General features: G+C 63.6%; 26 protein-coding genes. 12 read left to right on the top strand and 14 right to left on the bottom strand.

Features of this window, described 5'->3' with window-relative positions:
• Positions 1 to 3 precede the first annotated feature (3 nt).
• From ACMGG8_RS06400 to ACMGG8_RS06380, 5 genes are all read right to left on the bottom strand, one after another.
• Positions 4 to 1,224, bottom strand: coding sequence for an electron transfer flavoprotein subunit alpha/FixB family protein (locus tag ACMGG8_RS06400; protein WP_060841451.1), 1,221 nt, complete (start codon positions 1,222 to 1,224; stop codon positions 4 to 6).
• On the bottom strand, positions 1,224 to 3,173 hold the full coding sequence (gene dgcB / locus ACMGG8_RS06395; RefSeq protein ID WP_414159334.1) for a dimethylglycine demethylation protein DgcB: 1,950 nt from the start codon (positions 3,171 to 3,173) through the stop codon (positions 1,224 to 1,226). The genes ACMGG8_RS06400 and dgcB overlap by 1 nt, the downstream gene beginning before the upstream one ends.
• A 227-nt stretch (positions 3,174 to 3,400) precedes the next feature.
• On the bottom strand, positions 3,401 to 5,461 hold the full coding sequence (dgcA, locus tag ACMGG8_RS06390; protein ID WP_060841453.1) for a dimethylglycine demethylation protein DgcA: 2,061 nt from the start codon (positions 5,459 to 5,461) through the stop codon (positions 3,401 to 3,403).
• Between the two features lie 15 nt (positions 5,462 to 5,476).
• On the bottom strand, positions 5,477 to 6,007 hold the full coding sequence (locus ACMGG8_RS06385; RefSeq protein ID WP_016962810.1) for a 4-vinyl reductase: 531 nt from the start codon (positions 6,005 to 6,007) through the stop codon (positions 5,477 to 5,479).
• Positions 6,008 to 6,169: 162 nt separating this feature from the next.
• Positions 6,170 to 7,147: a dipeptidase gene (locus ACMGG8_RS06380; protein ID WP_414159921.1), complete on the bottom strand. Its 978-nt coding sequence runs from the start codon at positions 7,145 to 7,147 to the stop codon at positions 6,170 to 6,172.
• 235 nt (positions 7,148 to 7,382) lie between these two features.
• Between ACMGG8_RS06380 and ACMGG8_RS06375 the strand changes: the two genes are divergently transcribed.
• Positions 7,383 to 7,784 carry a lysozyme inhibitor LprI family protein gene (locus ACMGG8_RS06375; protein ID WP_414159333.1) on the top strand — a complete coding sequence of 134 codons (402 nt, stop codon included), beginning with the start codon at positions 7,383 to 7,385 and terminating at the stop codon, positions 7,782 to 7,784.
• 122 nt (positions 7,785 to 7,906) lie between these two features.
• On the opposite strand, the gene ACMGG8_RS06370 is transcribed toward ACMGG8_RS06375, so the two are convergent.
• From ACMGG8_RS06370 to ACMGG8_RS06360, 3 genes are read right to left on the bottom strand one after another with little or no spacing between them, the layout of a single operon-like run.
• Positions 7,907 to 8,257, bottom strand: coding sequence for a hydroxyisourate hydrolase (locus ACMGG8_RS06370; protein WP_414159332.1), 351 nt, complete (start codon positions 8,255 to 8,257; stop codon positions 7,907 to 7,909).
• Positions 8,254 to 8,763 (bottom strand): nucleoside deaminase, encoded by a 510-nt coding sequence (locus ACMGG8_RS06365; RefSeq protein ID WP_060841456.1) that lies wholly within the window; start codon positions 8,761 to 8,763, stop codon positions 8,254 to 8,256. The genes ACMGG8_RS06370 and ACMGG8_RS06365 overlap by 4 nt, the downstream gene beginning before the upstream one ends.
• A 58-nt stretch (positions 8,764 to 8,821) precedes the next feature.
• A complete protein-coding gene (locus ACMGG8_RS06360; RefSeq protein WP_414159331.1) occupies positions 8,822 to 10,159 on the bottom strand; it encodes a nucleobase:cation symporter-2 family protein in 1,338 nt (445 codons plus the stop codon).
• A 178-nt stretch (positions 10,160 to 10,337) separates the two neighbouring features.
• Between ACMGG8_RS06360 and ACMGG8_RS06355 the strand changes: the two genes are divergently transcribed.
• The 4 genes from ACMGG8_RS06355 (at position 10,338) to ACMGG8_RS06340 (ending at position 12,364) form a co-directional block, all read left to right on the top strand.
• A complete protein-coding gene (locus ACMGG8_RS06355) occupies positions 10,338 to 11,252 on the top strand; it encodes a LysR family transcriptional regulator (RefSeq protein WP_060841458.1) in 915 nt (304 codons plus the stop codon).
• A 99-nt stretch (positions 11,253 to 11,351) separates the two neighbouring features.
• Complete coding sequence (locus tag ACMGG8_RS06350) at positions 11,352 to 11,606, top strand: type II toxin-antitoxin system RelE family toxin (RefSeq protein WP_092309033.1); 255 nt, start codon at positions 11,352 to 11,354, stop codon at positions 11,604 to 11,606.
• Entirely contained in the window at positions 11,590 to 11,913 is a 324-nt protein-coding gene (locus tag ACMGG8_RS06345) for a helix-turn-helix domain-containing protein (protein ID WP_414159330.1), read from the top strand. Before ACMGG8_RS06350 ends, ACMGG8_RS06345 begins: the two co-directional genes overlap by 17 nt.
• Positions 11,914 to 11,947: 34 nt before the next feature.
• On the top strand, positions 11,948 to 12,364 hold the full coding sequence (locus ACMGG8_RS06340) for a DUF3010 family protein (protein ID WP_060841459.1): 417 nt from the start codon (positions 11,948 to 11,950) through the stop codon (positions 12,362 to 12,364).
• 55 nt (positions 12,365 to 12,419) lie between these two features.
• On the opposite strand, the gene ACMGG8_RS06335 is transcribed toward ACMGG8_RS06340, so the two are convergent.
• The gene (locus ACMGG8_RS06335; RefSeq protein ID WP_235759482.1) at positions 12,420 to 13,379 is read right to left on the bottom strand and encodes a GlxA family transcriptional regulator; all 960 of its coding nucleotides are present in this window, start codon (positions 13,377 to 13,379) and stop codon (positions 12,420 to 12,422) included.
• 194 nt (positions 13,380 to 13,573) lie between these two features.
• On the opposite strand from ACMGG8_RS06335, the gene ACMGG8_RS06330 reads away from it, so the two are divergent.
• The 5 genes from ACMGG8_RS06330 (at position 13,574) to ACMGG8_RS06310 (ending at position 18,387) form a co-directional block, all read left to right on the top strand.
• Entirely contained in the window at positions 13,574 to 14,518 is a 945-nt protein-coding gene (locus tag ACMGG8_RS06330; protein WP_060841461.1) for a choline ABC transporter substrate-binding protein, read from the top strand.
• Between the two features lie 87 nt (positions 14,519 to 14,605).
• The gene (locus tag ACMGG8_RS06325) at positions 14,606 to 15,493 is read left to right on the top strand and encodes a 3-keto-5-aminohexanoate cleavage protein (protein WP_060844836.1); all 888 of its coding nucleotides are present in this window, start codon (positions 14,606 to 14,608) and stop codon (positions 15,491 to 15,493) included.
• A gap of 157 nt (positions 15,494 to 15,650) precedes the next feature.
• On the top strand, positions 15,651 to 16,616 hold the full coding sequence (locus tag ACMGG8_RS06320; RefSeq protein ID WP_129405947.1) for an L-carnitine dehydrogenase: 966 nt from the start codon (positions 15,651 to 15,653) through the stop codon (positions 16,614 to 16,616).
• Between the two features lie 109 nt (positions 16,617 to 16,725).
• Positions 16,726 to 17,202: a thioesterase family protein gene (locus ACMGG8_RS06315; RefSeq protein WP_129405946.1), complete on the top strand. Its 477-nt coding sequence runs from the start codon at positions 16,726 to 16,728 to the stop codon at positions 17,200 to 17,202.
• 24 nt (positions 17,203 to 17,226) lie between these two features.
• The gene (locus ACMGG8_RS06310) at positions 17,227 to 18,387 is read left to right on the top strand and encodes a gamma-butyrobetaine dioxygenase (protein WP_129405945.1); all 1,161 of its coding nucleotides are present in this window, start codon (positions 17,227 to 17,229) and stop codon (positions 18,385 to 18,387) included.
• Between the two features lie 316 nt (positions 18,388 to 18,703).
• Here the strand turns inward: ACMGG8_RS06310 and ACMGG8_RS06305 are convergent, their stop codons facing one another.
• The 3 genes from ACMGG8_RS06305 to ACMGG8_RS06295 are packed head-to-tail and all read right to left on the bottom strand — an operon-like array spanning position 18,704 to position 20,453.
• The gene (locus ACMGG8_RS06305; protein ID WP_082729344.1) at positions 18,704 to 19,132 is read right to left on the bottom strand and encodes a DUF4952 domain-containing protein; all 429 of its coding nucleotides are present in this window, start codon (positions 19,130 to 19,132) and stop codon (positions 18,704 to 18,706) included.
• A 3-nt stretch (positions 19,133 to 19,135) separates the two neighbouring features.
• On the bottom strand, positions 19,136 to 19,903 hold the full coding sequence (locus ACMGG8_RS06300; RefSeq protein WP_129405944.1) for a hypothetical protein: 768 nt from the start codon (positions 19,901 to 19,903) through the stop codon (positions 19,136 to 19,138).
• Between the two features lie 10 nt (positions 19,904 to 19,913).
• Positions 19,914 to 20,453, bottom strand: coding sequence for a PAAR domain-containing protein (locus ACMGG8_RS06295; protein WP_267899586.1), 540 nt, complete (start codon positions 20,451 to 20,453; stop codon positions 19,914 to 19,916).
• A 238-nt stretch (positions 20,454 to 20,691) separates the two neighbouring features.
• Here ACMGG8_RS06295 and ACMGG8_RS06290 point away from each other — a divergent pair, with 238 nt between their 5' ends.
• A complete protein-coding gene (locus tag ACMGG8_RS06290) occupies positions 20,692 to 20,955 on the top strand; it encodes a hypothetical protein (RefSeq protein ID WP_016962894.1) in 264 nt (87 codons plus the stop codon).
• Positions 20,956 to 21,021: 66 nt separating this feature from the next.
• Positions 21,022 to 21,468: an aminoglycoside 6'-N-acetyltransferase gene (gene aac(6') / locus ACMGG8_RS06285; RefSeq protein WP_129405942.1), complete on the top strand. Its 447-nt coding sequence runs from the start codon at positions 21,022 to 21,024 to the stop codon at positions 21,466 to 21,468.
• Here the strand turns inward: aac(6') and ACMGG8_RS06280 are convergent, their stop codons facing one another.
• Positions 21,469 to 22,572 (bottom strand): GlxA family transcriptional regulator, encoded by a 1,104-nt coding sequence (locus tag ACMGG8_RS06280; RefSeq protein WP_060841469.1) that lies wholly within the window; start codon positions 22,570 to 22,572, stop codon positions 21,469 to 21,471.
• 446 nt (positions 22,573 to 23,018) lie between these two features.
• The gene (locus tag ACMGG8_RS06275) at positions 23,019 to 24,395 is read right to left on the bottom strand and encodes an L-serine ammonia-lyase (RefSeq protein ID WP_414159329.1); all 1,377 of its coding nucleotides are present in this window, start codon (positions 24,393 to 24,395) and stop codon (positions 23,019 to 23,021) included.
• Positions 24,396 to 24,820: the final 425 nt, after the last annotated feature.

Raw genomic sequence — 24,820 nt, 5'->3', positions numbered from 1 at the left:
CCCTTAAGCCGCATCGCGCTTGGCGTCGTTGCGGTAGGCCGCTACCGCCGCGATCAAGGCCCTGAGAATTTCCGCGCTGTCGCCAATCACCGACAAGTCGGCGCGCTTGATCATGTCGCAACCCGGATCAAGGTTGATCGCCACCACCTTGTCGCAGGCGCCAATGCCTTGCAGGTGCTGGATCGCCCCGGAAATCCCCACCGCCACATAGACCCGCGCGGTGACCCAGATGCCGCTGGCCCCCACTTGCCGGTCACGGGCCATGAAGCCGTCGTCCACCGCCACCCGCGAGGCGCCTTCGGTGGCGCCCAGGGCCGCGGCGGTCTGGTGAAACAGTGGCCAATCCTTGACCCCGTTGCCCCCGGAAAAGATGAATTCGGCCTCGGCCATGGGAATCGCCGCCGGGTCCACCGCCACCGCGCCCAGATCCTCGATGCGCGCCAGGCTGCGGGCCACGCTTGTGGATAACTCCACCGGCAAGGCTTCGTGACGGGTTTCGCTGACCGGCTCGGCGCATTCGGCGGCGGCCAGGATCAGGCGTGGCGCCGGCCGCGCCAGGTCCTGCAGACCAGCACCGGCCCGGCCGATGCACTGCCCGTCCTTGACCTGCCAGACCCGGGTCGCCGGGCGTTCGCCCAGGGCCGCGGCCAGGCGCCGCCCCAGTTCGCCGCCACCGGTGCGGCTGTCGGGCAGCAGCCAGTGACGCGGGCTGAACTGGTTATCCACAGCCCGCAGGCCCTGCACCCGTTGTTCCGGTGCATAACCGTCGAACTCGCTGCCAGGCAGCACCAGCAGGCGGTCGACGCCCGCGGTGGCAAAGGCCGACTCCTTGTGCTCGCCAAACACCACTGCCAGCACCGCGCCGTCCTGGCCCGCCAGTTGCCGGGCCAGGCCCAGCAGGTCGCGGTCGTGGCTGCTCAGGCGGCCGCCGACCATGTCCGGCACCACGTTGATGTAGAACGCCGGTTGCGCCACCTGATGCAGCGGCAACTGCACCTCGGCCGCCGCCGTGCGCTTGGCACTGCCGCCCTGCTGGGCGCCGCTGCGGTCGATGCGCTTGAGGCCGTTGGGGCCGATGAAACCGATGCCGTGGGGGTTCTTGCGGATCAGGCCATTGGGCCCCATCCAGCTGTGCTGCGCCGGCTGCATGGCCGCATGCAGCGGGTGCAGGCGGTTGCGGGCGATCCACTCGGCGCGGGGATCGCGGCGGATAATCTCGCTCATCAATGCACCTCCGCAGGTTCGGGTTTCACCGCCGCCGGGGCTTTGCCCGGGGCGACGTCTTCGAGCAAGGCATCGGCCACCAGCTCGGCGATGTCCTTGATCATCGGCCGTGGCTCCACCACCCCTTCGAGCATCGCCGTGCACTGTGGACAACCCACGGCCACCAGCTCGGCGCCGGTCTCGCGGATGTCTTCCATGCGCATGTCGGGAATCCGCTGCTTGCCCGGAATGTCGGTGATCGGCGCGCCGCCGCCACCGCCGCAGCAACGGGAACGGAAGCCCGAGCGCTGCATTTCCTTGATCTCGATGCCCAGGGCCCGCAGCACTTCGCGCGGCGCTTCGTACTCGCCGTTGTAGCGCCCCAGGTAGCAAGGGTCGTGATAGGTCACGCTGCTGCCCTTGTGCTGGCCCAGGTTCAGTGCACCGGCGTCGATCAGCTCAGCCAGGTAGGTGCTGTGGTGCTGCACCAGATAGTGGCCGTTGAAGGCGCCGTATTCGTTCTTCAGCACATGGAAACTGTGGGGATCGCAGGTGACGATGCGCTTGAAGCGGTACTTGGCCAGGGTCTGGATATTGCGCTTGGCCAGCAGCTGGAAGGTCGCTTCGTCCCCCAGGCGCCGGGCCACATCGCCGCTGTCGCGCTCTTCCAGGCCGAGCACGGCGAAGTCCACCTTGGCCGCCTTGAGCACCTTGACGAAGGCCCGCAGGGTGCGCTGGTTGCGCATGTCGAAGGCACCGTCGCCGACCCAGAACAGCACATCGGTACTCTGCTTGTCGCTGAGCAGGGACAGGTTCAGGTCCGCCGCCCAGTTCATCCGTCCGCCCGGGTTGAAGCCGCCGGGGTTGTCGGTGGCGATGAGGTTTTCCAGGACCTCGGCGCCCTTGTTCGGGGTCGCGCCCTTCTCCAGGGTCAGGTGGCGGCGCATGTCGACGATGGCATCGACGTGCTCGATCATCATCGGGCATTCCTCGACGCAGGCCCGGCAGGTGGTGCAGGACCACAGGGTCTCGGCGTCCACCAGGCCGTTGACGATAGGCTGGTGCGGATGGCCGCCGTGCTCACCGATGGGCTTTCCTGGATAGGGACTGCCGGCGAACTGCGCGTCGGTGCCACCGGCCAGGCCGACCACCATGTCCTGGATCAACTTCTTCGGGTTCAGCGGCTGGCCGGCGGCGAAGGCCGGGCACGCCGCCTCGCACTTGCCGCACTGCACGCAGGCATCGAAGCCCAGCAGCTGGTTCCAGGTGAAGTCCTTGGGTTTTTCCACGCCCAGGGGCGCGCTCGGGTCTTCCAGGTCCAGCGGCTTGAGGCCGGTGGAGCGGCCGCCGCCAAAGCGCTCGGCGCGGCGGTGCCAGGCCAGGTGCAAGGCGCCGGCGAAGGCGTGCTTCATCGGCCCGCCCCAGGTCATGCCGAAGAACAATTCGGACACGCCCCACAGCACGCCGACCGCCAGGATCGCCGCCAGCACCCAGCCACCGAAGTGTTCCGGCAGGATCCCGGCCACGGGCAGGGTCACCACAAAGAAACTCACGGAAAACGCCAGCAGACTTTTCGGCAGGCGCATCCACGGGCCCTTGGACAGCCGCGCCGGTGGGTTGCGCCGACGCTTGGCGACAAACAGCGCGCCAACGAACATCAGCGTGGTGGCCAGCAGCAAGGCGTAGCCGAGGATGCGGTTATGCAGGCCGAAACCATGCACCAGGATCGCCAGCACCGCCGCCAGGACAAAGCCGCCCGCCGTGGCCACGTGGGTGTTGGCCATGTACTTGTCCCGGGCCACCACATGGTGCAGGTCCACCATGTAGCGCTTGGGCATGGCCAGCAGGCCACCGATCAGGTCGACCTTGGAGGCCCGCCCCTGGCGCCACAGGGCCACGCGCCGCAGCGCGCCGAGGACCGCAAGGCCGACGGCGGCGAACAACAGAATGGGAAGAAGGGTGTTCAACATCACAGTCACCTTACAGTCAGCTGCAAGCGGCAAGCTTCAAGCGGCAAGAAAGAGCAATGTGAGCAGTGCTTTCGCTTGCAGCTTGCAGCCGGAAACTTGCAGTTGCCGCTAAAAATCCTCACAGAGCCGAGTGCGTCCTATCGACCGCGGGCTTCCAGCAGCAAGAAAGAGCAATCGCGAACGCCTGCTTCAACTTGCCGCTTGCAGCTTGAAACTGGCCGCTGCCGCTAAAAGTCCTTGCACAGGCGCAGTGCGTCGTAGATCGCGGCATGGGTGTTGCGCTGGGATACGCAGTCGCCGATGCGGAACAACAGGTAGCCCTCCCCCGTCTCGCTCAGGCACGGCTGCGGCTTGATCGCGAACAGCGCCTCGACGTCGATCTGGCCCTTGTTGCGCGAACCTTCCTTGAGCCCGTAGTAGAGCTCCTCGTCGGGACGCACGCCGTTTTCCACCACCACCTGATCCACCACCCGCTCTTCGCGGGCGCCGGTGTATTCGTTCTCCAGCACCGCCACCAGTTTGTCGCCCTCGCGGTAGACCTTCTCTAGGGTCAGGTCCCCGGTCATGATCACTTCCTTGGGGTACAGGCTGCGGTAGTAGGTGGGGAACGAGGTGCCGCCGACGGCGATGCCCGGCTTGATGTCATCGGTGACGATCTCCACTTGCGAGCCCTTGTCGGCGATGAAGTCGGTGACCGACATGCCGGTGAACTCGCAGATGGTGTCGTAGACCAGCACGTTCTTGCCCGGCGCCACCTTGCCGTCGAGGATGTCCCAGCTGCTGACCACCAGCCCTTCGGCGGCGCCCCAGTGTTCGTTCTGCTCGATGAACGGATGGCCGCCCACGGCCAGCACCACCACGTCGGGGCGCAGGTCGAGGATGGTCGCGGTGTCCGCCGCAGTGCCCAGGCGCAGGTCGACTTTCAGGCGCGCCAGTTCCAGCTGATACCAGCGGGTGATACCGGCGATCTGATCCCGTTGCGGGGCCTTGGAGGCGGTGGTGATCTGCCCGCCAATGGCGTCCTTCTTCTCGAACAGGGTCACGTCGTGGCCACGTTCGGCGGCGACACGGGCGGCTTCCATACCGGCAGGACCGGCACCGACCACCACCACCTTGCGCTTGATGCCGGTGGTTTTCTCGATGATGTGCGGCACGCCCATGTACTCACGGGACGTGGCGGCGTTCTGGATGCACAGGACGTCCAGGCCCTGGTACTGGCGGTCGATGCAGTAGTTGGCGCCGACGCACTGCTTGATCTGATCGATCTGGCCCATCTTGATCTTGGCGATCAGGTGCGGGTCGGCCATGTGGGCGCGGGTCATGCCGACCATGTCGACGTAACCGCCTTCGAGAATCCGCGTGGCCTGGTTCGGGTCCTTGATGTTCTGTGCGTGCAGCACCGGAACCTTGACCACTTCCTTGATGCCCGCCGCCAGGTGCAGGAACGGCTCCGGCGGGAAGCTCATGTTGGGGATCACGTTGGCCAGGGTGTTGTGGGTGTCGCAGCCCGAGCCGACCACGCCAAGGAAGTCCAGCATGCCGGTGTCGTCGTAGTACTTGGCGATCTGTTTCATGTCCTCGTGGGACAGGCCGTCCGGGTGGAACTCGTCACCGCAGATGCGCATGCCGACGCAGAAATCGTCACCGACTTCGGCGCGCACCGCCTTGAGCACTTCCAGGCCGAAACGCATGCGTTTCTCGAAGGTGCCGCCCCATTCGTCGGTACGCTTGTTGACCCGCGGGCTCCAGAACTGGTCGATCATGTGCTGGTGCACCGCCGACAGTTCGACGCCGTCCAGGCCGCCGGCCTTGGCCCGGCGCGCGGCCTGGGCGTAGTTGCCGATCACCCGCCAGATCTCTTCCGGCTCGATGGTCTTGCAGGTGGCGCGGTGCACCGGCTCACGCACGCCGGACGGCGACATCAGGGTCGGCCAGTTGAAGCCGTCCCAACGCGAGCGGCGGCCCATGTGGGTAATCTGGATCATAATCTTGGCGCCATGCTTGTGCATGGCGTCGGCCAGGTTCTGGAAGTGCGGGATGATGCGGTCGGTGGACAGGTTCACCGAACTCCACCATTCCTGGGGACTGTCGATGGCCACCACCGAGGAACCACCGCAGATGGCCAGGCCGATGCCGCCCTTGGCCTTTTCTTCGTAGTACTTCACATACCGTTCGGTGGTCATGCCGCCGTCAGTCGCGTAGACCTCGGCGTGGGCGGTACTGAGCACGCGGTTGCGGATGGTCAGTTTGCCGATCTGGATCGGCTGGAACATCGCTTCGAAAGCCATTTGTCTTAACTCCGCTTACAACGGTTTGACGACGAACAGGCCATCGTCGTGGCCTTCTTCGGAACCACCGTAAACCTGCTCTGCCACGGTGCGGATCTTGCTGCCACGGGCGGCCAGGATCTGGTCCATGGCGCCGGCGAACCAGCCGGTGAACATGTAGTCGACCTTGCGCCCGACCTTGCCGTACACGTAGACGAACGCCGAGTGTTCGAGCTTGACGCTGGCGGTGCCTTTATCCAGGTCGATGTCCTGGATCTTGAACAGCCCCCAGCCGCGCTGGGACAGGCGCTTCATGTAGTGCTCGAACACTGCGACGCCTTCCAGGCCGTGGCATTCAGCTTCTTTTTCGCACCAGTGCCAGGCGGATTTGTAGCCGGCCTTGTAGAGGATCTCGGCGTAGGCCTCGGCGCCCAGGACTTCCTCGATGCCCATGTGGTTGTTGACGAAGAAATGCCGCGGCACGTAGAGCATCGGCAGGGCGTCGGAGGTCCAGACACCGGTTTCGCTGTCGACTTCGATAGGCAGTTGCGGGGCGATCTTGGCCATGTTTCAAAACTCCGGAATTCTGTGGATAAGTACGTCTGTAGCCGCTGCCGAAGGCTGGGAAAAGGCTCGAAGAGCCTTCCGAGGGCCGCTAGAGCGCGTCTCCTTCGGAGCCGATCGCAGCCTGCGGCAGCGGCTACAGGAATGTGCTGTGGGGGGGTGGTCTTACTCGCCCCAGACGTCCTTGAGGACATTGACCCAGTTCTCGCCCATGATCTTGCGCACCACCCGCTCGCTGTGGCCGCGTTTGAGCAGGGTTTCGGTGAGGTTGGGAAACTCGCCCACGGTGCGGATCCCCAGGGGGTTGATGATCTTGCCGAAGTTGGTCAGCCGGCGGGCGTAGCCCTTGTCGTGGGTCAGGTATTCGAAAAATTCCTGGCCGTGGCCCTGGGTGAAGTCGGTGCCGATGCCGATGGAATCCTCACCGACGATGTTCATGGTGTATTCGATGGCTTCGGCGTAATCGTCGATGGTCGAATCGATGCCCTTGGCCAGGAACGGCGCGAACATGGTCACGCCGACGAAACCGCCGTGGTCGGCGATGAATTTCAGCTCGGCGTCGGACTTGTTGCGCGGGTGTTCCTTGAGCCCGGACGGCAGGCAGTGGGAGTAGCACACCGGTTTCTTGGATTCGAGGATCACTTCCTCGCTGGTCTTGGAACCGACGTGGGACAGGTCGCACATCACCCCGACGCGGTTCATCTCGGCGACGATCTCGCGGCCGAAGCCCGACAGGCCGCCGTCGCGCTCGTAGCAGCCGGTGCCTACCAGGTTCTGGGTGTTGTAGCACATCTGCACGATGCCCACGCCCAGCTGCTTGAACACCTCGACATAGCCGATCTGGTCCTCGAAGGCATGGGCATTCTGGAAGCCGAAGAGAATGCCGGTCTTGCCCACTTCCTTGGCCTTGCGGATGTCCGCGGTGGTGCGCACCGGCATCACCAGGTCGCTGTTTTCGCGGATCAGTTTCTGGCTGGCGGCAATGTTGTTGACCGTGGCCTGGAACCCTTCCCAAACCGACACCGTGCAGTTGGCTGCCGTCAGGCCGCCCTTGCGCATGTCCTCGAACAGCTCGCGGTTCCACTTGGCAATGATCAGCCCGTCGATAACGATGCTGTCGGCGTGTAATTCGGCTGGGCTCATCAGGCTGTCCCCTTGTTGGCGATTCATGCGCCGAATCGTCTGCCGGCGCTTTGGGGTCAGCATATGCTTGAGGGCCGGGGCGCCTGGGTGCAAAAACGACAGGGGAATTGCCGAAAGCGTCAAGCACCGACAAAGGGCCGGACGGAGGGCACGGGCCACCTCTGTTCTTTGCCGGGGGCTTGCGCCAGAATTCGCCGCTTCAACGAAAGCATCACTGGATGAGGGCAGCGCTGCAATGAAACCGATCTTCCTGGCCTTGTTACTGATAGCGACCGGCGTACAGGCGGCCGAAGAGACCGACAACACGCCCTGCGACGGGGTGGAAAACGACGTGCAGACCCTGGAATGCGCGACCTACAACCGCACCACCGCCGAGCAATTGCTGAGTGACAACGTGCAAAGCCTGCTGGAACGCCTGGGCACCTTGTACGGCAACGACAAGGCGCAACTGGCCGACATCAGCGCCAAGGTCAAGAACGCCCAACAGTTGTGGCAGAAGCAGCGCGAAGCCGACTGCGCGGTGGAATCCTTCCCGGCCAAGCCCGGGACCAAGGCCTACACCATCGCCACCAACGATTGCCTGGCGCGGATGAGCGACGAGCGTTCGGAATTCATCGAATCCATCGCCCAGGAATGACCCGCTAGCGCGGGCAGGAGCGGGTTTGCCCGTAAAAAACGCCCTGCCGAACCCGGTGCGGCGGTTGCGGGGGTTTCGCGAGCAAGCTCGCTCCTGCAAGTCAACGCCAGGTCAACACCGGGTCAGGCGCCGCCGCGAAAGCATGAGACGCCCCAGGCGGTGAGCTTGAACGGCAGGTGGTAATGCTGGCGCGGGTCATCCAGGCCGAAGCGGTACACCAGCACATCGAGGAAGGGCACCGGCGGCAGCGCCTGGCCTAGCTCGCGATAGAACGCCGCCACCTCCAGCTCCACTTCGTAGACGCCCGGCCCGAAGCTGGCCGCGCACTCCGGTAGGCCATCGAGCAGGCCATTGCCGCCGATCCGCCCCTGGCATAGCCAATCGCCGCCCAGGCGCCGCACCCGCACCGCCATGCCTTCGGCCACCTGGCCGCTGGCGACATCCACCACGTGGATCGACACCCCGCCATTCATTTCCAGAACCCCACATGGGCCCGGGCCGCTTCGTGTTCCAGCATTGGCCCCAGCACCGGGATCTGCCGCTGCCCGCGGGCAAAGACTTCACGGCACGGCAGGGAAAAGGTCGGGTTTTCCGGGTGATCGCCGGTCAGTTCCAGCAAGGCGTGTTCGGACAGGGCGTAGACCACCCGGCCAATCCCGGTCCAGTAGATGGCCCCGGCGCACATGCAGCAGGGCTCGGCGCTGGTGTACAGGGTGCACTGGGCCAGCTCCTCGGGGCCCAGGAGCCTTGCGGCCTTGGCGGCAGCAGCCAGTTCGGCGTGCTGGGTCGGGTCGCCTTCGGGGGGCATCGAGTTGTTGCCGGCGCTGGCGATGACCTTGCCGTCACGGTCCGCCACCAGGGCGGCGAACGGGTGGCGGCCACGGGCCTTGGCTTCTTCGGCCAGTTCGATGCTCTGACGCAACAGGTGCAGGTCCAGTTCGCTGACGCCGGCAGGGATGGGAGACAGTATCTGGGTCATGGTGACCTCCTTTTCATGGGCAGAGTCCCGCCGCAAAAGGCGGGTTGGAAAGCAACCGTCAATCATTGAGCCCGGCATGGGCCGGCAACGCATCAGCCGCCGGCTCGCGAGGGTTGAGCAGCAGATTGAGGACGATGGCGGTGATGGCGCCGAGAAAGATGCCGCTTTCCAGCAGCAGCTTGAGCGGCCCGTGGGCGTGGGCGAACAGCGCCGGAAAGGACATCGGCAGCACCCCGACACTGACCGACACCGCGACGACGATCGCGTTGCGGGTGCCCTCGAACCTCACCCGCGACAATTCCTGGATACCGGCCACGGTGGTCATGCCGAACATGACGATGGCGCAGCCGCCGAGCACCGGGGTCGGCACCGCAGCCACCAGGGCGCCGAGCTTGGGAAACAGGCCCATGAGCACCATGATTGCCCCAGCGGCGGCCACCACGAAGCGGCTCTTGACCCGGGACAGCGCGATCAGCCCGGTGTTCTGGGTAAAGGCGTTATAGGGAAAGCTATTGAACAGGCCGCCCACCAGGGTCGACAGGCCGTCGGCGCGAAAGGCATCGCCCAGGGTGCGCGGGGTGGTCGGCCTGCCGGTGAGCGTGCCGATGGCCAGGCAGTTGCCGGTGGTCTCGGCCATGATCACCAGCATCGCCAGGGTCATGATCAGGATCGGCATCAGGGAGAACTGCGGGGTGCCGAAAGCCATGGGCGGGCTCAGTTCGAACCAGGCCGCATCGCCGACCTGGGCGAAGTGGGTCATGCCGAAGGCGGCAGCAATCAGGCTGCCCGCCAGCAGGCCGATCAGCACGCTGAGGTTGCCGATGAACCCGGAAAACTTGCCGTAGATCACCAGGGTCACCGCCACCGTGGCCAGGCCCAGCAGCAGATTGGCCGGCGCGCCGAAATCCGCTGCCGCCGGGTTGCCGCCCCCCAGCCAGATCGCCGCCGCCGGCATCAGGGAAATGCCGATGATGGTGATCAGGCTGCCGATCACCACCGGCGGAAAGAACCGCAACAGGCGGCTGAACAGCGGCGCCAGGGCCATGGAGATGAGGCCCGCAGCGATCACCGCGCCGAACACTTCGGTCAAACCGAACTGCTTGCCGATCATGATCATCGGCGCCAGGGCAATGAACGAGCAGCCCTGGATCAACGGCAGCCGTGCGCCGAACCGCCAGAAGCCCAGGGTCTGGATCAGCGTGGCAATTCCGGAGGTCAGCAGGTTGGCGTTGATCAACAAGACCACCTGGGCCGGGGTCAGGCCCAGGGCATTGCCTAGAATCAACGGCACCGCCACTGCACCGGCATACATCACCAGCACGTGTTGCAGGCCGAAGCTGAACAACTGGCGAACGGGCAGGACCTCGTCCACGGGATGAACACGGGAAATAGTCATGTCACAGGTCTCCTGAAGGTGCGGCTGTTGTTGTTCTGGCAGGCATCCGGGAGCAGCGCCCCGGCAGGAAGTTCGGACGGCGGCGCCCATGATCTGTGCTTGAATGCGATGCAACAAATGAGCACCCATCGTTTTTAACGATGGATTGCACCAGCCTGTCCTTGGGTCGGGAGACGCGATGCACTTCTCACTGGAACAACTGCAGATGTTCGTCCAAGCCGCACAAACCGGCTCGTTTTCGGCCGCGGCACGCAAGCTGGGCAAGACCCAGTCCACGGTCAGCGTGGCCATCGCCAATCTGGAGGCCGACCTGGGGGTGGAGCTGTTCGACCGCAGCAGCCGCAGCCCGGTCCTGACGGCCAGCGGGCGCAAAATGCTGCTGCAGGCCGAGGCGGTGCTGGAGCGCTGCCTGACCCTGCAGGCCAGTGCCGATTGCCTGTCCCAGGCGCTGGAGCCGCAACTGACCCTCGTCATCGAAACCCCTTACGGCCCGCTGATGCCGGTCTTGCGCGAGTTCGAACAGGCCTTTCCCTATGTCGACCTGTTGATCCGTCATCCACTGTCCGGAGATGCCAGCGAACTGGTGGCCCGGGGCGAGGCCATGCTGGGGATCGCCTTCTCCCAGCCCGGTTACCCCCGGGAGCTGGAGTTCCAGCAGTTGGGCAAGCTGATCATGCTGCACGTCTGCCACCCCGAGCACCCCCTGGCCCGGCTGGAACGGGTGACCTTCGACGACCTGCATGGACACCGGCGCCTGGCCTTCAGCGCCCACGCCGACAAGCTGCCCAGCAGCGAGTACCTGCGCTGCAGCCAACTGTGGCAGGCGGAAAACTACCTGGCGCTGCTGGAGATGGTCCGCGCCGGCCTGGGCTGGGCCACCCTGCCCCGGCAACTGATCCAGCGCGAACTGGCCCAGGGCGAGCTGGTGGAACTGCAACTGGACGCCTACCCCCACACCGACTGGCTGGTGGGCGTGGACCTGCTGTGGGCCCGGCAGCGAGTGATGGGCAAGGCCGAACGCTGGCTCAAGGAACGGCTGCTGCGCCAGAAGGTGTACGAAGTGGACCGGCGCGGGCAGTCCACGACCTGGTGACGGCGGCACGGGCAACAAAGGGACAAGGTTCTGCGCTTGGCCGGACAGAAAATATAAGCAAGGATTCGCAATCCTTATAAAAGGCTTATATAGTCCGCCATGAACGAAATCCTCTGGAGTAGAAAAGCGGTCAAGCAGCTGCTGCGACTGCACCACGAGCATCAGGTCCAGGTTCGCGATGCGATTTCCCTGCTGGCCGACATGCCCGCCAGCGGCAACGTCAAAGCCCTGTCCGGCCACACCTATGCCTATCGCCTGCGGGTTGGCCAGTACCGCGTGCTGTTTGATTGGGACGGGGTTATCCATATCGTCAGTGTTCAAGAGGTCAAAAAACGTGATGAACGCACCTACTGACATCCAGATCATCCACGGCCCGGACGGCAAGCCGGCGTTCGTGGTGATTCCCTACGCGCAGTACATTGCGCAGCAGAATGAGCCTGATCTGATCCCCCATGGCGTGGTCAGCCGCATGGTCGACGGCGCCACGCCGATCCGCGCCTGGCGCGAGCACCTGCACCTGACCCAGGACGAAGTCGCCAGGCGCCTGGGGATCTCTCAGCCGGCCTTTGCCCAGCAGGAAAGCGTCGCCCGCCCGCGCCGTGCCACCCGGGAAAAGATCGCCGCCGCCTTCGGCATACGCGCCGACCAACTGGAGCTGTAAGCTGCGCCTCACTCACTGATTGAAAGGGTTCCCCATGAGCATTTGCGGTATCGAGATCAAAGGCAGCGAAGCCATCTTCGCCCTCGCCACCCTGCAAGACGGCACGCCGCAGCACCTGGCGCTGGCCACCAAGAAGATCGCCCTGGAAGACGACGATGAGGCGGGTAACGTCCGGGCCTTCGCCGCCCAGGTCGGCGCCTTTGTCCGCGAACACGGGATCACCCGCATCGCCATCAAGAAACGCAGCAAGAAAGGCGAATTCGCCGGTGGCCCTACCACCTTCAAGATCGAGGGCGTGTTTCAGTTGCTGGACAATTGCGAGGTGACCCTGCTGTCGCCACAGACCCTCAACGCCCAGCACAAGAAGCACGACTTCGCCCTGCCGGCGAGCCTCAACAAGTACCAGCACGAAGCCTACAAAGCGGCCTGCGCCGCCCTGTTCAAAAAATAACCCCAGGAGCCGGCTTGCCGTTGCTAACGGGTCTGCCAGCGTTAACGAGCACGAGTCAAGCCAGCTCCCGGCCACCGCCCGACTGACGCCGGTCTTCCCGCGGACAATTCACAAAACGCGCGCGGTAGCTGCGGGTGAAGTAGGACGGCGACTCAAAGCCGCAGGCGATGCTCACCTCCAGCACGCTCATGTCGGTCTGGCGCAGCAGCTGCCGGGCTTTCTCCAGGCGCAGGCCCAGATAGAAGTTGCTCGGGGTGTCGTTCAGGTGCAGGCGGAACAGCCGCTCCAGCTGGCGTCGGGTGACCTTGATCGACTCGGCCAGGGCCAGGGTGCTCAGGGGCGGTTCGCTGTGCTGCTCCATCTCGCCGATCACCTGCACCAGCTTCTTGTTGCTGATGCCGTAGCGGCTGGCGACTTCCATGCGCTGGTGATCCTTGCGCGGGCGGATGCGCCCGAGCACGAACTGCTCGCTGACCTGGATCGCCAGTTGCGGGCCGTGGGCCTGGGCGATCAGGTCGAGCATCATGTCGATGGACGCGGTGCCGCCGGCGCAGGTGATGCGCCGCCGATCGATCTCGAACAACTCCTGGGTCACGCTCAACTGCGGATAGGACTCCTTGAACGCCTCGATGGCTTCCCAGTGCAGGGTCACCCGATGCCCCTCCAGCAGCCCGGCTTCGGCGAGGATCACGCTGCCGGTGTCGATGCCGCCAAGGGTCACGCCCTCCAGGTCCAGGCGGCGCAGCCAGTGCTCCAGGGCTGGCGTCAGGCACTTCAACGGTTCGAAGCCGGCCACCACCCACAGGGTCGCGCCCTTCTTCAGCGGCTCCAGGGCCGCGTCAACATTGACCGACATGCCGTTGCTGGCCAGCACCGCTCCGCCGTCGGCGCTGAGCACATGCCAGCGATACAGCTCGCCACGAAAGCGATTGGCCACCCGTAGCGGCTCGATGGCGGAGATGAAACCGATGGCGGAGAACCCCGGCATCAGCAGGAAATAGACATCCTGGGACATGCAACCCACTCCGGTGACGGCCAGCGTGGGCCCTGTGATACGCCAAATGCCCCCCAGCCACAAGGGGCCAGGTCGCTGCAGTGCAAGAGTCGGTCGCCGCTGTGCGTTTGCCGTCCGCGGCGCCTGCGTACCTTGAGCTCACCGACGCACCAAGACGTCGGAACCGACAATAACGACCTGCCGAGGGAACCCTCATGAAACGACTGATCAGCCGCTGTGTGCTTGCGCTTGGTGGTAGCGTTTTTCTGATGTCTGGGGCCATGGCCGCCGACGCCCCCAGTTGCCAGAACGTGCGCCTGGGCGTGGTCAACTGGACCGACGTGATCGCCACCAGCGCCATGACCCAGGTCCTGCTCGACGGCCTCGGCTACAAGACCAAGCAGACCAGTGCCTCGCAGCAGATCATCTTTGCCGGCATCCGCGACCAGCGCCTGGACCTGTTCCTCGGCTACTGGAACCCGCTGATGACCCAGACCATCACCCCGTTCGTCGAGGCCAATCAGGTCAAGGTCCTGGCCGAGCCCAGCCTCAAGGACGCCCGCGCCACCCTGGCCGTGCCCGCCTACCTGGCGGACAAGGGGCTGAAGACCTTCGCCGACATCGCCCGCTTCCAGAAGGAGCTGGGGGGCAAGATCTACGGCATCGAACCCGGCTCGGGGGCCAACACCCAGATCAAGGAAATGATCGCCAAGAACCAGTTCGGCCTGGGCCAGTTCCAGCTGGTGGAGTCCAGCGAGGCCGGCATGCTGTCGGCGGTGGCCCGGGCGGTGAAGCGCAACGAAGCCATTGTGTTCTTCGGCTGGGCGCCGCACCCGATGAACGTCAACTTCAAGATGACCTACCTCAGTGGCAGCCAGGATGCCCTGGGCCCGAACGAAGGCCAGGCCACGGTGTGGACCGTCACCGCGCCGACCTACGCCGAGCAGTGTCCGAACGTGCACCGGCTGCTGACCAACCTGACCTTCAGCGCCGAAGACGAGAGTCGCATGATGCAGCCGCTGCTGGATCACAAGGACGCCCTGGAATCGGCCCGACAGTGGCTCAAGGATCACCCGCAGGACCAGCAGCGCTGGCTGGAAGGGGTGACCACCTTCGATGGCAAGCCGGCCGCCGAACACCTGCAACTGACCAGTAAATAAACCACCCACACTCGCGCCCCGCAGCCCGCCCAGGGCTGCGCACGGCCACCCCACGCCCCCAGCAAACTGCCTGTAAGGAACCGCACCATGAACCACGACGTCATCATCACCTGCGCACTCACCGGTGCTGGCGACACGACCGCCAAGAGCCCCCACGTGCCGGTCACCCCGAAACAGATTGCCGCCGCCGCGGTGGAGGCCGCCAAGGCCGGGGCCACCGTGGTCCACTGCCATGTGCGCGACCCGGCGACCGGCAAGTTCAGCCGGGACGTGGCGCTGTACCGCGAAGTCATGGAGCGGATTCGCGAGGCCGACATCGACATCATCGTCAACCTCACCGCCGGCATGGGCGGCGACCTGGAGATCGGCGCCGGCGAACGCCCCATGGAGTTCGGCCCCAACACCGATCTGGTCGGCCCCCTGACCCGCCTGGCCCATGTCGAGGAACTGCTGCCGGAGATCTGCACCCTGGACTGCGGCACCCTCAACTTCGGCGACGGCGACACCATCTACGTGTCCACCCCGGCCCAGCTGCGCGCCGGCGCCAAGCGCATCCAGGAGCTGGGGGTAAAGGCCGAGCTGGAGATCTTCGACACCGGCCACCTGTGGTTCGCCAAGCAGATGATCAAGGAAGGCCTGCTGGACGACCCGCTGTTCCAGCTGTGCCTGGGCATTCCCTGGGGCGCCCCGGCGGACACCACCACCATGAAGGCCATGGTCGACAACCTGCCGGCGGACGCGGTCTGGGCCGGTTTCGGCATCGGCCGCATGCAGATGCCCATGGCCGCGCAGGCGGTGCTGCTGGGGGGCAACGTGCGGGTCGGCCTGGAGGACAACCTGTGGCTGGATCGCGGCGTGCTCGCCACCAACGGCCAACTGGTGGAACGGGCCACGGAGATCCTCAGCCGCCTCGGCGCCCGAGTCCTGACCCCGGCCGAAGGCCGCCAGAAAATGGGTCTCAAGCAACGCGGCTAACCCCAATCCACCTCTCTGCGTAGGAGCGAGCTTGCTCGCGAAGAGGCCGTCACATCAGCCCCCGTAGCAGCCAGCTTGCCGACGAAGGGGCCCGCAAGGCCGCCAAGCGCTTCGCTGGCAAGCCAGCACCTACAGACTCTTTTTTCAGGAAGACGCGATGACTTTTATCACCAACATCAAAACCTTCGCCGCCCTGGGCAGCGGCGTGATCGGCAGCGGCTGGGTGGCCCGCGCCCTGGCCCACGGCCTGGACGTAGTGGCCTGGGACCCGGCCCCTGGGGCCGAAGCCGCCCTGCGCAAGCGAGTCGCCAATGCCTGGGGCGCCCTGGAAAAACAGGGACTGGCCCCGGGCGCGTCGCCACAGCGCCTGCGCTTTGTCAGCACCATCGAAGAGTGCGTGAAAGACGCCGACTTCATCCAGGAAAGCGCTCCCGAGCGCCTGGAACTCAAGCTGGAACTGCACAGCAAGATCAGCGCCGCGGCCAAGCCCGACGCCCTGATCGGCTCCAGCACCTCGGGCCTGCTGCCCAGTGAATTCTATGAGGGCTCGACCCACCCGGAACGCTGCGTGGTGGGCCATCCATTCAACCCGGTGTACCTGCTGCCGCTGGTGGAGGTGGTGGGCGGCCAGCGCACCGCACCCGCAGCGATCCAAGCGGCAATCAAGGTCTATGAATCCTTGGGGATGCGCCCCTTGCATGTGCGCAAGGAAGTACCGGGGTTCATCGCCGACCGCCTGCTCGAAGCGCTGTGGCGCGAAGCCCTGCACCTGGTCAACGACGGCGTGGCGACCACCGGGGAGATCGACGATGCGATCCGCTTTGGCGCCGGCCTGCGCTGGTCGTTCATGGGCACCTTCCTCACCTACACCCTGGCCGGGGGCGACGCCGGCATGCGCCATTTCATGGCCCAGTTCGGCCCGGCGCTGCAACTGCCCTGGACCTACCTGCCGGCCCCGGATCTGACCGACAAGCTGATCGACGACGTGGTCGAAGGCACGGCCGAGCAACTGGGCACGCACAGCATCTCGGCCCTGGAGCGCTATCGTGATGACTGCCTGCTGGCGGTGCTGGAGGCGGTGAAAACCACCAAGGCCAAGCACGGCATGCACTTTCACGACTAACCCAACCCCCGTAGGAGCTGGCTTGCCAGCGAATAGGCCCTCAAGCCAGGCGCACACCCAACGGACGCCTTCGCCGGCAAGCCGGCTCCTACCGTTATCCGGTGATCCCATGCCTGCCCTGACCACCTACAGCACCCGCATCATCAAAGACTGGGTCGACTACAACGGCCATCTACGCGATGCCTTCTACCTACTGATCTTCAGCTACGCCACCGATGCCCTGATGGATCGCCTGGGGCTCGACAGCGACAACCGCGACGCCAGCGGCCACTCGCTGTTCACCCTGGAACTGCACCTGAACTACCTGCACGAGGTGAAGCAGGGCACCGAGGTCGAGGTCCATACCCAGATCATCGGCCACGACCGCAAGCGCCTGCACCTGTATCACAGCCTGCACAGGGCCGGTGATCCCCAGGAGCTGGCCGGCAACGAGCAGATGCTGCTCCACGTCGACCTGGCCGGACCGCGTTCGGCGCCGTTCAGCGAGCCGGTCCTGCAGCGCCTGCAAGCCCTGACCGCCGAACAGGCCGATCTGCCGCGCCCCGCCTACATCGGCCGGGTCATCGGCCTGCCCGCGGAAAAATAATCAGCCGTAGAAAAGGAGATCACCGTGAACACCGCCGCCCTTGCCGACTATCGCCGTTACCCGCTGATCAGCCCGTTAAGCGCCGTCCAGGTATTGCCGGACCGGGTTCAGGTGCGCTGGGCCGATGATCGCCTCAGCCCCTTTCATCACCAGTGGCTGCGGGACAACTGCCCCTGCACGCAATGCGTCTACAGCGTGACCCGCGAACAGGTACTGGAAATCATCGACGTGCCCGAAGACCTCGGCTGCCTCGGGGCACGCATCGACAGCCAGGGCTGCCTGTGCCTGGACTGGGCGGACGGCCACCAGAGTCGCTTCGACCCCGGCTGGTTGCGAGCCCACGCCTATGACCGGCAATCCCGCGAGGAACGCCGCGCCAACAAAGCACAGAGCCAGCTGTGGGACAGCCGCCTGCAACTGCCGGTATTCGACTATCAGGCCCTGATGGACGACCCCAAGGCGCTGCTGCAATGGCTGCTGGCCCTGCGCGACATCGGCCTGACCCAGGTACGCGGCGCGCCCACCGAACCCGGTTCCCTGGCCCTGATCGCCCGGCGTATTGCATTCATCCGCGAGAGCAACTTCGGCGTGCTGTTCAACGTGCAGTCCAAGGCCGACGCCGACAGCAATGCCTACACCGCCTTCAACCTGCCTTTGCACAGCGACCTGCCGACCCGCGAACTGCAACCGGGGCTGCAATTTCTGCATTGCCTGGTGAATGACGCGACGGGCGGCGAAAGCATCTTCGTCGACGGTTTCGCCATAGCCGATGCCTTGCGCCACGAAGACCCCGACGCGTTCCGCGCGCTGTGTGAAATACCCGTGGAGTTTCGCAACAAGGACCGCCACAGCGACTACCGCTGCCTGGCGCCGATCATTGCCCTGGATGCCCTGGGCGAAGTGGCGGAAATCCGCATGGCCAACTTCCTGCGCGGTCCCTTCGACACCACCGAACAACAGATGCCCCGGCTGTATCGCGCCTACCGACGCTTTATAGCCCTGACCCGCGAAGCCCGGTTCCGGGTGATCCAGCGCCTCGATCCGGGCCAGCTCTGGTGTTTCGACAACCGCCGCACCCTGCACGCGCGCAACGCCTTCGACCCGGCCAGCGGCGCCCGACACTTCCAGGGCTGCTACATCGACCGCGACGAACTGCTCTCCAGAATCCTCGTGCTGCAACGCTGATCCTCACCCCGCCAGCACCGGCTCCCGGTAGGAGCCGGCTTGCCGGCGAAACTTGCCGGCAGCCTTCCCCAGGCAAAAAAAAGCCCCGATCAAGCCGTGACAGGATCGAGGCAGGGACTACTGCTGAGGAACTGCGGTGAGAAGGTGACCAAACCATCACGACGCCAGCTGGGTTCAGTCTGCCGATTCGGCCCTGACTCCAGTTAGCCGAAAGCGACGTGTTCATAGGTAAAAGGGTCATGCCGGCTATCATCGGCCCTCGGCAACCCATCCAACAACTTCCGCAAAACAGATATAAAACTACAACCTTGTTTGATCAAACGTCTTCCATGAAACGAACAACCGTAATATAAAAATAGCCAATCTTCCCCCAATCATCTCTTTTATTGTAGATAGTTTCTTCGGAGCTCATTCTAATGTGATACGTGATGCCGGTTTTCTTGTCTTCGTAAGAGGTCATCCCTCTAACTTCCCAGAGACAACAAACAAACTTCAGATACTCACTCACACCAAATTTATCATGCAGATACTGTTCTACTGCTTGCGCATCCCTTCCTTTAATCCGATATAGAGCGGTCAAAGGAGCACTTTGCCTCTCTGGTTCCGAATCGCATTTAACATATTCGATAGTATCTGAAACCCCCACCATCGCCCTCAAAAAGTCCCCACATTCATCCGCTGCCGAAGCGACATGAGAAGATAGGCACAACAATACAGACACGCAAATACTGAAAAACACCCTCATCAACTAATGCTCCACTATTAGATAACCCACAAATCTTCCCTGAGCCCCAGGCACGCGCTTATTGATCAGATACTCATATAAAGCATTCCACTTTATTAACTCATAGAGCGTTACACACCCTTCTGACACATGGCCAATATGTATATATCGCGTACTGTTGGTTTCCGTACCCTCCAAGGCAATAGGAAACCAGACATCGGTGCAAATTATCTTCCCAGGATAAGCAGCTCTATATCCCGAAGTGTCAACTTCTGCGTGAGAGAAATCAGGGGCCATGATTCGGTGCCTACCTGGGGCTATGGGCGTAAACGCCCTGCCCCAGACGCTGTTAAGCGTAACCCTTGCGCTGATTCCTGAAAACTCAGCCACAGCCCACTGCTGAGTGAATGCAAAATTCTTGATTTCTGACCTGACCCCTGTCTCTAAATTCGCGTATTTCACTCGGATCGTTGCCGCATTTTTTTCTGGCCCAATGTCAGACAGATACAAGGGGACATTGCGGTGACTCAAAGCCACTTCTTTACCAATAAAGCCACTATTGCCATCCTTCACTTGGAAGTGAGCATATTTTTCTGACGCTTTTACCATGACCAATTTGGTGTATTCACACAAATAGATAAAACTCGCCTCATGGGAAAACATAGGTCTAAAGCCCAGCCAGCCCTTGTCATCCGCCCGTCTCACATACTTGGTCGTTACCCCGACACGTTGCCGAGCGCTCACATCCCGGGTAGCGGCATGCACATTATTCGCAAGCACAATCTGACTCATGAACAACGCCTCAAACCGAGTCATCCGGGTCTATTTGGAGCAGCCCGCTGACGTCAGTAAAAAACCGTTGCGTCAATCCATTTTGATCCGTAATGCCCCTATATACCTTGCCGTCCGGCGTCACGACCTTGTACTTGAAATCAGGCACAGGTTCGCCATCGGTATCCAGCAGCTCAAACTGTGCGTTGTGGCGGTGCTGAATGGCCAATGGCGTGATGGGAGTAAACTCAGCAACGGTGACCGTAGTCCCGATAATGACCGTTCCCGACCCGCCAATAACCACATTGCCGTGGCTACCCAACGAATCCGTGGTGGCCACGGGTCGTCCATTGATCAGCACATTGCTGATCAAGTTACCCGTCAGAACCGCTCCACAAGCTGTCTGGTCACCCTCACGGGCAACGGGTAGACCATCGAAAATGACATCGGGCGAGCCACTGACGATGGGATTCACGCCATGCCCGGGAATTGGGCAGGCGGTGGGGTCGGTGGCTCGTGCGGCGGGCTTCCCTGACATGATGATTGCTCCTTGAGAATGGCGTTCAGCGATAACGCCTGAATCATTGCGCTACCTCTTATGCCGCCAGGAGCCAGGTCAAACAAGGCGGAAAATTCTGAAATGCAAGTCAGATCCATAGCAGCGCGACAACCGGCTCCAGGCCACCGAGTTAGCCGAAAACGACCTGTTCATAGGTAAACGGGCCATCACGACAATCTGCCCTTGCCGCCACCCGGACGCCCTACCAGAATCGGTTGACGACCACGCTCCCTGAACAAGGATAAAAGTCATGATGCATGCGGATCTGATTGACCAGGACGACCTGCTGGGACAACTCCGGGCCCTGGGTTTCGAAATGCCCGCAGGCGCCAGCGCCGAGCAGGCCTGCGAATGTGCGGTAAGGGGTTTGAGCGACGCGCGGGCCAAGGCGCTCAAGGGCATGGTGGAGCAGATGCTCACCGGCAATGCGACCATTCTGCCGGCGGTGCGCCAGGCCATCGACCGTCAGTTGCTGCCGGCCCTGGCCGAATACCTGCAGCACAAGCGCGCGTGAATGTCCCCAACGCCTGAGTCGGTTGCTAGAGTCCGCTCTTCCCACACCGACACAGGCCATTTCCTCATGATCCGCATTCAATCCGGCACCCTCAGCGAACAGTCCGACTGGCTGCAATTGCGCCGGGAGCTATGGCCCGACTGCCCGCCGCAAGAGCACCAAGCGGAGATCCGCCAGATGCTGGCAGAACCTCAGCGCTATGGCTGCTGGCTGGCCTATGGGGCAGACGGGGTGGCGGCAGGACTGGCCGAGGCGGCGTTGCGCCACGACTACGTCAACGGTACCGACAGCTCGCCGGTGGTCTTTCTCGAAGGGATCTATGTGGCTCCCGAGTCCCGCCGCCAGGGCATCGCCCAGCGGCTGATCGAGCAGGTGGCTGCATGGGGACGACAACAAGGCTGCGTGGAGCTGGCCTCGGATACCAGCCTGGACAATCTGCCCAGCCAGACCCTGCACCACGCGCTGGGTTTCGAGGAAACCGAGCGCGTGGTGTATTTCAAGAAACGCCTGTGACTACAGGCGCACGCTGGCGAAGGTCGATTCGTTGCGCGCCTGGCTCAGGGCCGACAGCGGCCCGGACAGCGGCGCCAGGACCATGGCTTGCGGCAGCGGCATCATCGCCACCTGCTGGGTAGTGTTGGAACCGATGCGCTCGTCACGGGGCGGAATGCCGAAGTACTCGCGGTAGCACTTGGAGAAGTGCGGCGTCGAGACGAAACCACAGACCGAGGCCACTTCGATGATCGACATCGGCGTCTGCTTGAGCAGTTGCCGCGCGCGGATCAGCCGCAGCTTGAGGTAATAGCGCGACGGCGAGCAGTGCAGGTACTTCTGGAACAGCCGCTCCAGCTGACGCCGGGACACGGCGACGTACACCGCCAACTCGTCCAGATCGATCGGCTCTTCGAGGTTGGCCTCCATCAGCGCGACGATTTCCTGAAGCTTGGGCTGGTTGGTGCCAAGCATGTGCTTGAGGGGCACGCGCTGGTGATCCTGTTCGTTGCGGATGCGTTCGTAGACGAACATTTCCGAGATCGCCGCCGACAGTTCACGGCCATGATCGCGGCTGATCAGGTGCAGCATCATGTCCAGTGGCGCGGTGCCGCCGGAGCTGGTGAAACGGTTGCGGTCGAGGGTGAACAGGCGGGTGCTCATGGCCACCCGGGGAAAGGCTTCCTGCATAGACGCCAGGCATTCCCAGTGCACGCTGCAATCGAAACCGTCCAGCAGGCCGGCGCAGGCCAGGGCCCAGCTGCCGGTGCACACCGCGCCGAGGCGACGGGACTGGCGCGCCTGGCTTTGCAGCCAGGACACATGTTCACGGGTCACGGTGCGCTGGATGCCGATGCCACCGCAGACGATCACGGTGTCGAGGCTGGGGGCTTTGTGCATGGAGGCGTCGGGGGTGATTTGCAGACCGTCACTGGCCCAGACCTGACCGCCATCGACGCTGAGGGTGGTCCAGCGATACAGCTCGCGGCCGGACAGTTGGTTGGCCATGCGCAGGGGTTCGACTGCGGAGGCCAGGGAAATCAGCGTGAAATTGTCCAGCAGCAGAAAGCCGATGGATTGAGGCGCACGGTTCTGGGGTTGGGCCCCGGAGTTGAACGACGTCATCGCGATATCTCCTCACACAAAGCGGGTGATGGCCTCAGGCGGAGGCTCTTTTTATGTGCCCTGCGACGCTTCGGAGGCGGGCTTGGTATTCACAGAGCAATTGCCATGCCTAAAGTTGAATGGGCATTCAATAACTCCTGAAAACGACGTCGCGACGCGTCTATATAGCCCTTGTCAATGTGCGGATAAGAAGCGCCGAAAGGCGCGGCGCACAGGCGCCGACAAAAGCGGTGAGCAGTTAGGTAGCACTTGGGCCGCCAAGGCGTTGCGCCGAGGCCGGCGAGTGTCACTCAAAGCACAGCGCGCCGACCCACCGACTGGTCCGCCGGCGCACCGGGCAACTTGTCTATTCGCGACGCGCTAAAAGGTGGCGCGCGGTGGCCCGAGTGAGCCATTTGCGCGCGCCGGCGTCCCTGGTTCGCACCCGGCTGGCCAGCGAGGGCGGCTCAGCATTCCACCGCGCTCACGGCCAGGCCGCCACGGGACGTCTCTTTGTATTTGTCGTGCATATCGGCGCCGGTATCGCGCATGGTGCGGATCACCCGGTCCAGGGAAATGAAGTGCTGGCCGTCACCGCGCAAGGCCATCTGCGCGGCATTGATCGCCTTCACCGCGGCAATCGCGTTGCGCTCGATGCAGGGCACCTGCACCAGCCCGCCCACCGGGTCGCAGGTCAGGCCCAGGTTGTGCTCCAGGCCGATTTCCGCGGCGTTGCACAACTGCTCGGGGCTGGCCCCGAGAATCTCCGCCAGCCCCGCCGCCGCCATGGCGCAGGCCGAGCCCACCTCGCCCTGGCAGCCGACTTCGGCCCCGGAGATCGAGGCGTTCTTCTTGCACAGGATGCCGATGGCCGCCGCGCCGAGGAAGAAATCCACCACGTTGGCGTCAGTCACGTCCTCGCTGAATTTCATGAAGTAGTGCAGCACCGCCGGAATGATCCCCGCCGCGCCGTTGGTGGGTGCGGTGACCATGCGTCCACCGGCGGCGTTCTCCTCGTTCACCGCCAGGGCGAACAGGTTGACCCACTCCATGGCGCTCAAGGTGGAGCCGATCACATTGGGCTTGTTCAGTTCCTGCAGGCTGCGATGCAGCTTGGCTGCCCGCCTGCGCACATTGAGCCCGCCGGGCAGGATGCCTTCGTGCTTGAGCCCCTGTTCCACGCAATCCTGCATCGCGCGCCACAGCGCCATCAGGCCGTTGCGGATTTCCTCCTCCGAACGCCAGACCTTCTCGTTGGCCAGCATCAGCTCGGCAACCCGCAGGTTGTGCTTCTGGCACAGGTTGAGCAGTTCCACCGCGCTGGAGAAGTCATAAGGCAGCTCGCTGCGATCCAGGTCCGCCACGCCACTGCTGGCCTGGGCCTGGTCGACGACAAAACCGCCGCCCACTGAATAGTAGGTATCGCGGTACAGCTCCGTGCCTTCCGCCTCTGCCACCAGGGTCATGGCGTTGGGGTGAAAGGGCAGGTTCTCGTCCAGGAGGCGCATGTCCCGAGCCCAGACGAACGGCACCGGCAGGCGCCCGTCCAGCAGCAAGGTGTCGCTGTCGCGCAGCTGCTGGATGCGCGGGCCGATCAGCGCAGGGTCGATCGCGTCCGGCCACTCCCCCATCAGCCCCATGATCACCGCGTTGTCGCTGCCATGGCCGATGCCGGTGGCCGACAGCGAGCCGAACAACTGCACCTCGACCCGCCGCACCTGCTCCAGCAGGTGCCTTTCCTTCAATGCCTGGACGAACAGCGCCGCGGCACGCATGGGGCCGACGGTGTGGGAACTGGAGGGGCCGATGCCGATCTTGAACAAGTCGAAAACACTGATAGCCATTACTGCTTAACTCCTCGATGAGCACAGTCCAGGCGTCGAAAACGCCCTCTGACGGAGCTGCTACGCTCAAGCTGCAATCCGCCGAGAAGGGCGCATCATCAGGCTTTTACAGCGACTCGCGGCGTCTGACACCGACCCACTCATGCCCACCAACGCCGCCTGGCGCGAGGCTCGGGTTCTGGGCGTTTTTTGCGGTGCAGATGCAGGAAAAAATGCCCGGAAACACTGTAAGCGACCTCACCGACACTGGATGCGACCCTCCCTGTACTGGATACGACGCACCCCGTAGGCGACAGTTTTTCACTGGTACATGATCAGTCTCGACTCGATTGCAAGGCACGGTGGTAGAGCTGTCCCCGGCACACCAACCGCCACACTTATAAGCGCGGTCCATACGCCGCCAGAAAAACATCCAGGAGTCCCCC

The sequence above is a fragment of the Pseudomonas sp. BNK-45 genome, assembly GCF_047456255.1.
Taxonomy (GTDB): domain Bacteria; phylum Pseudomonadota; class Gammaproteobacteria; order Pseudomonadales; family Pseudomonadaceae; genus Aquipseudomonas.
This window is presented reverse-complemented; position numbering and strand designations above follow the sequence as displayed.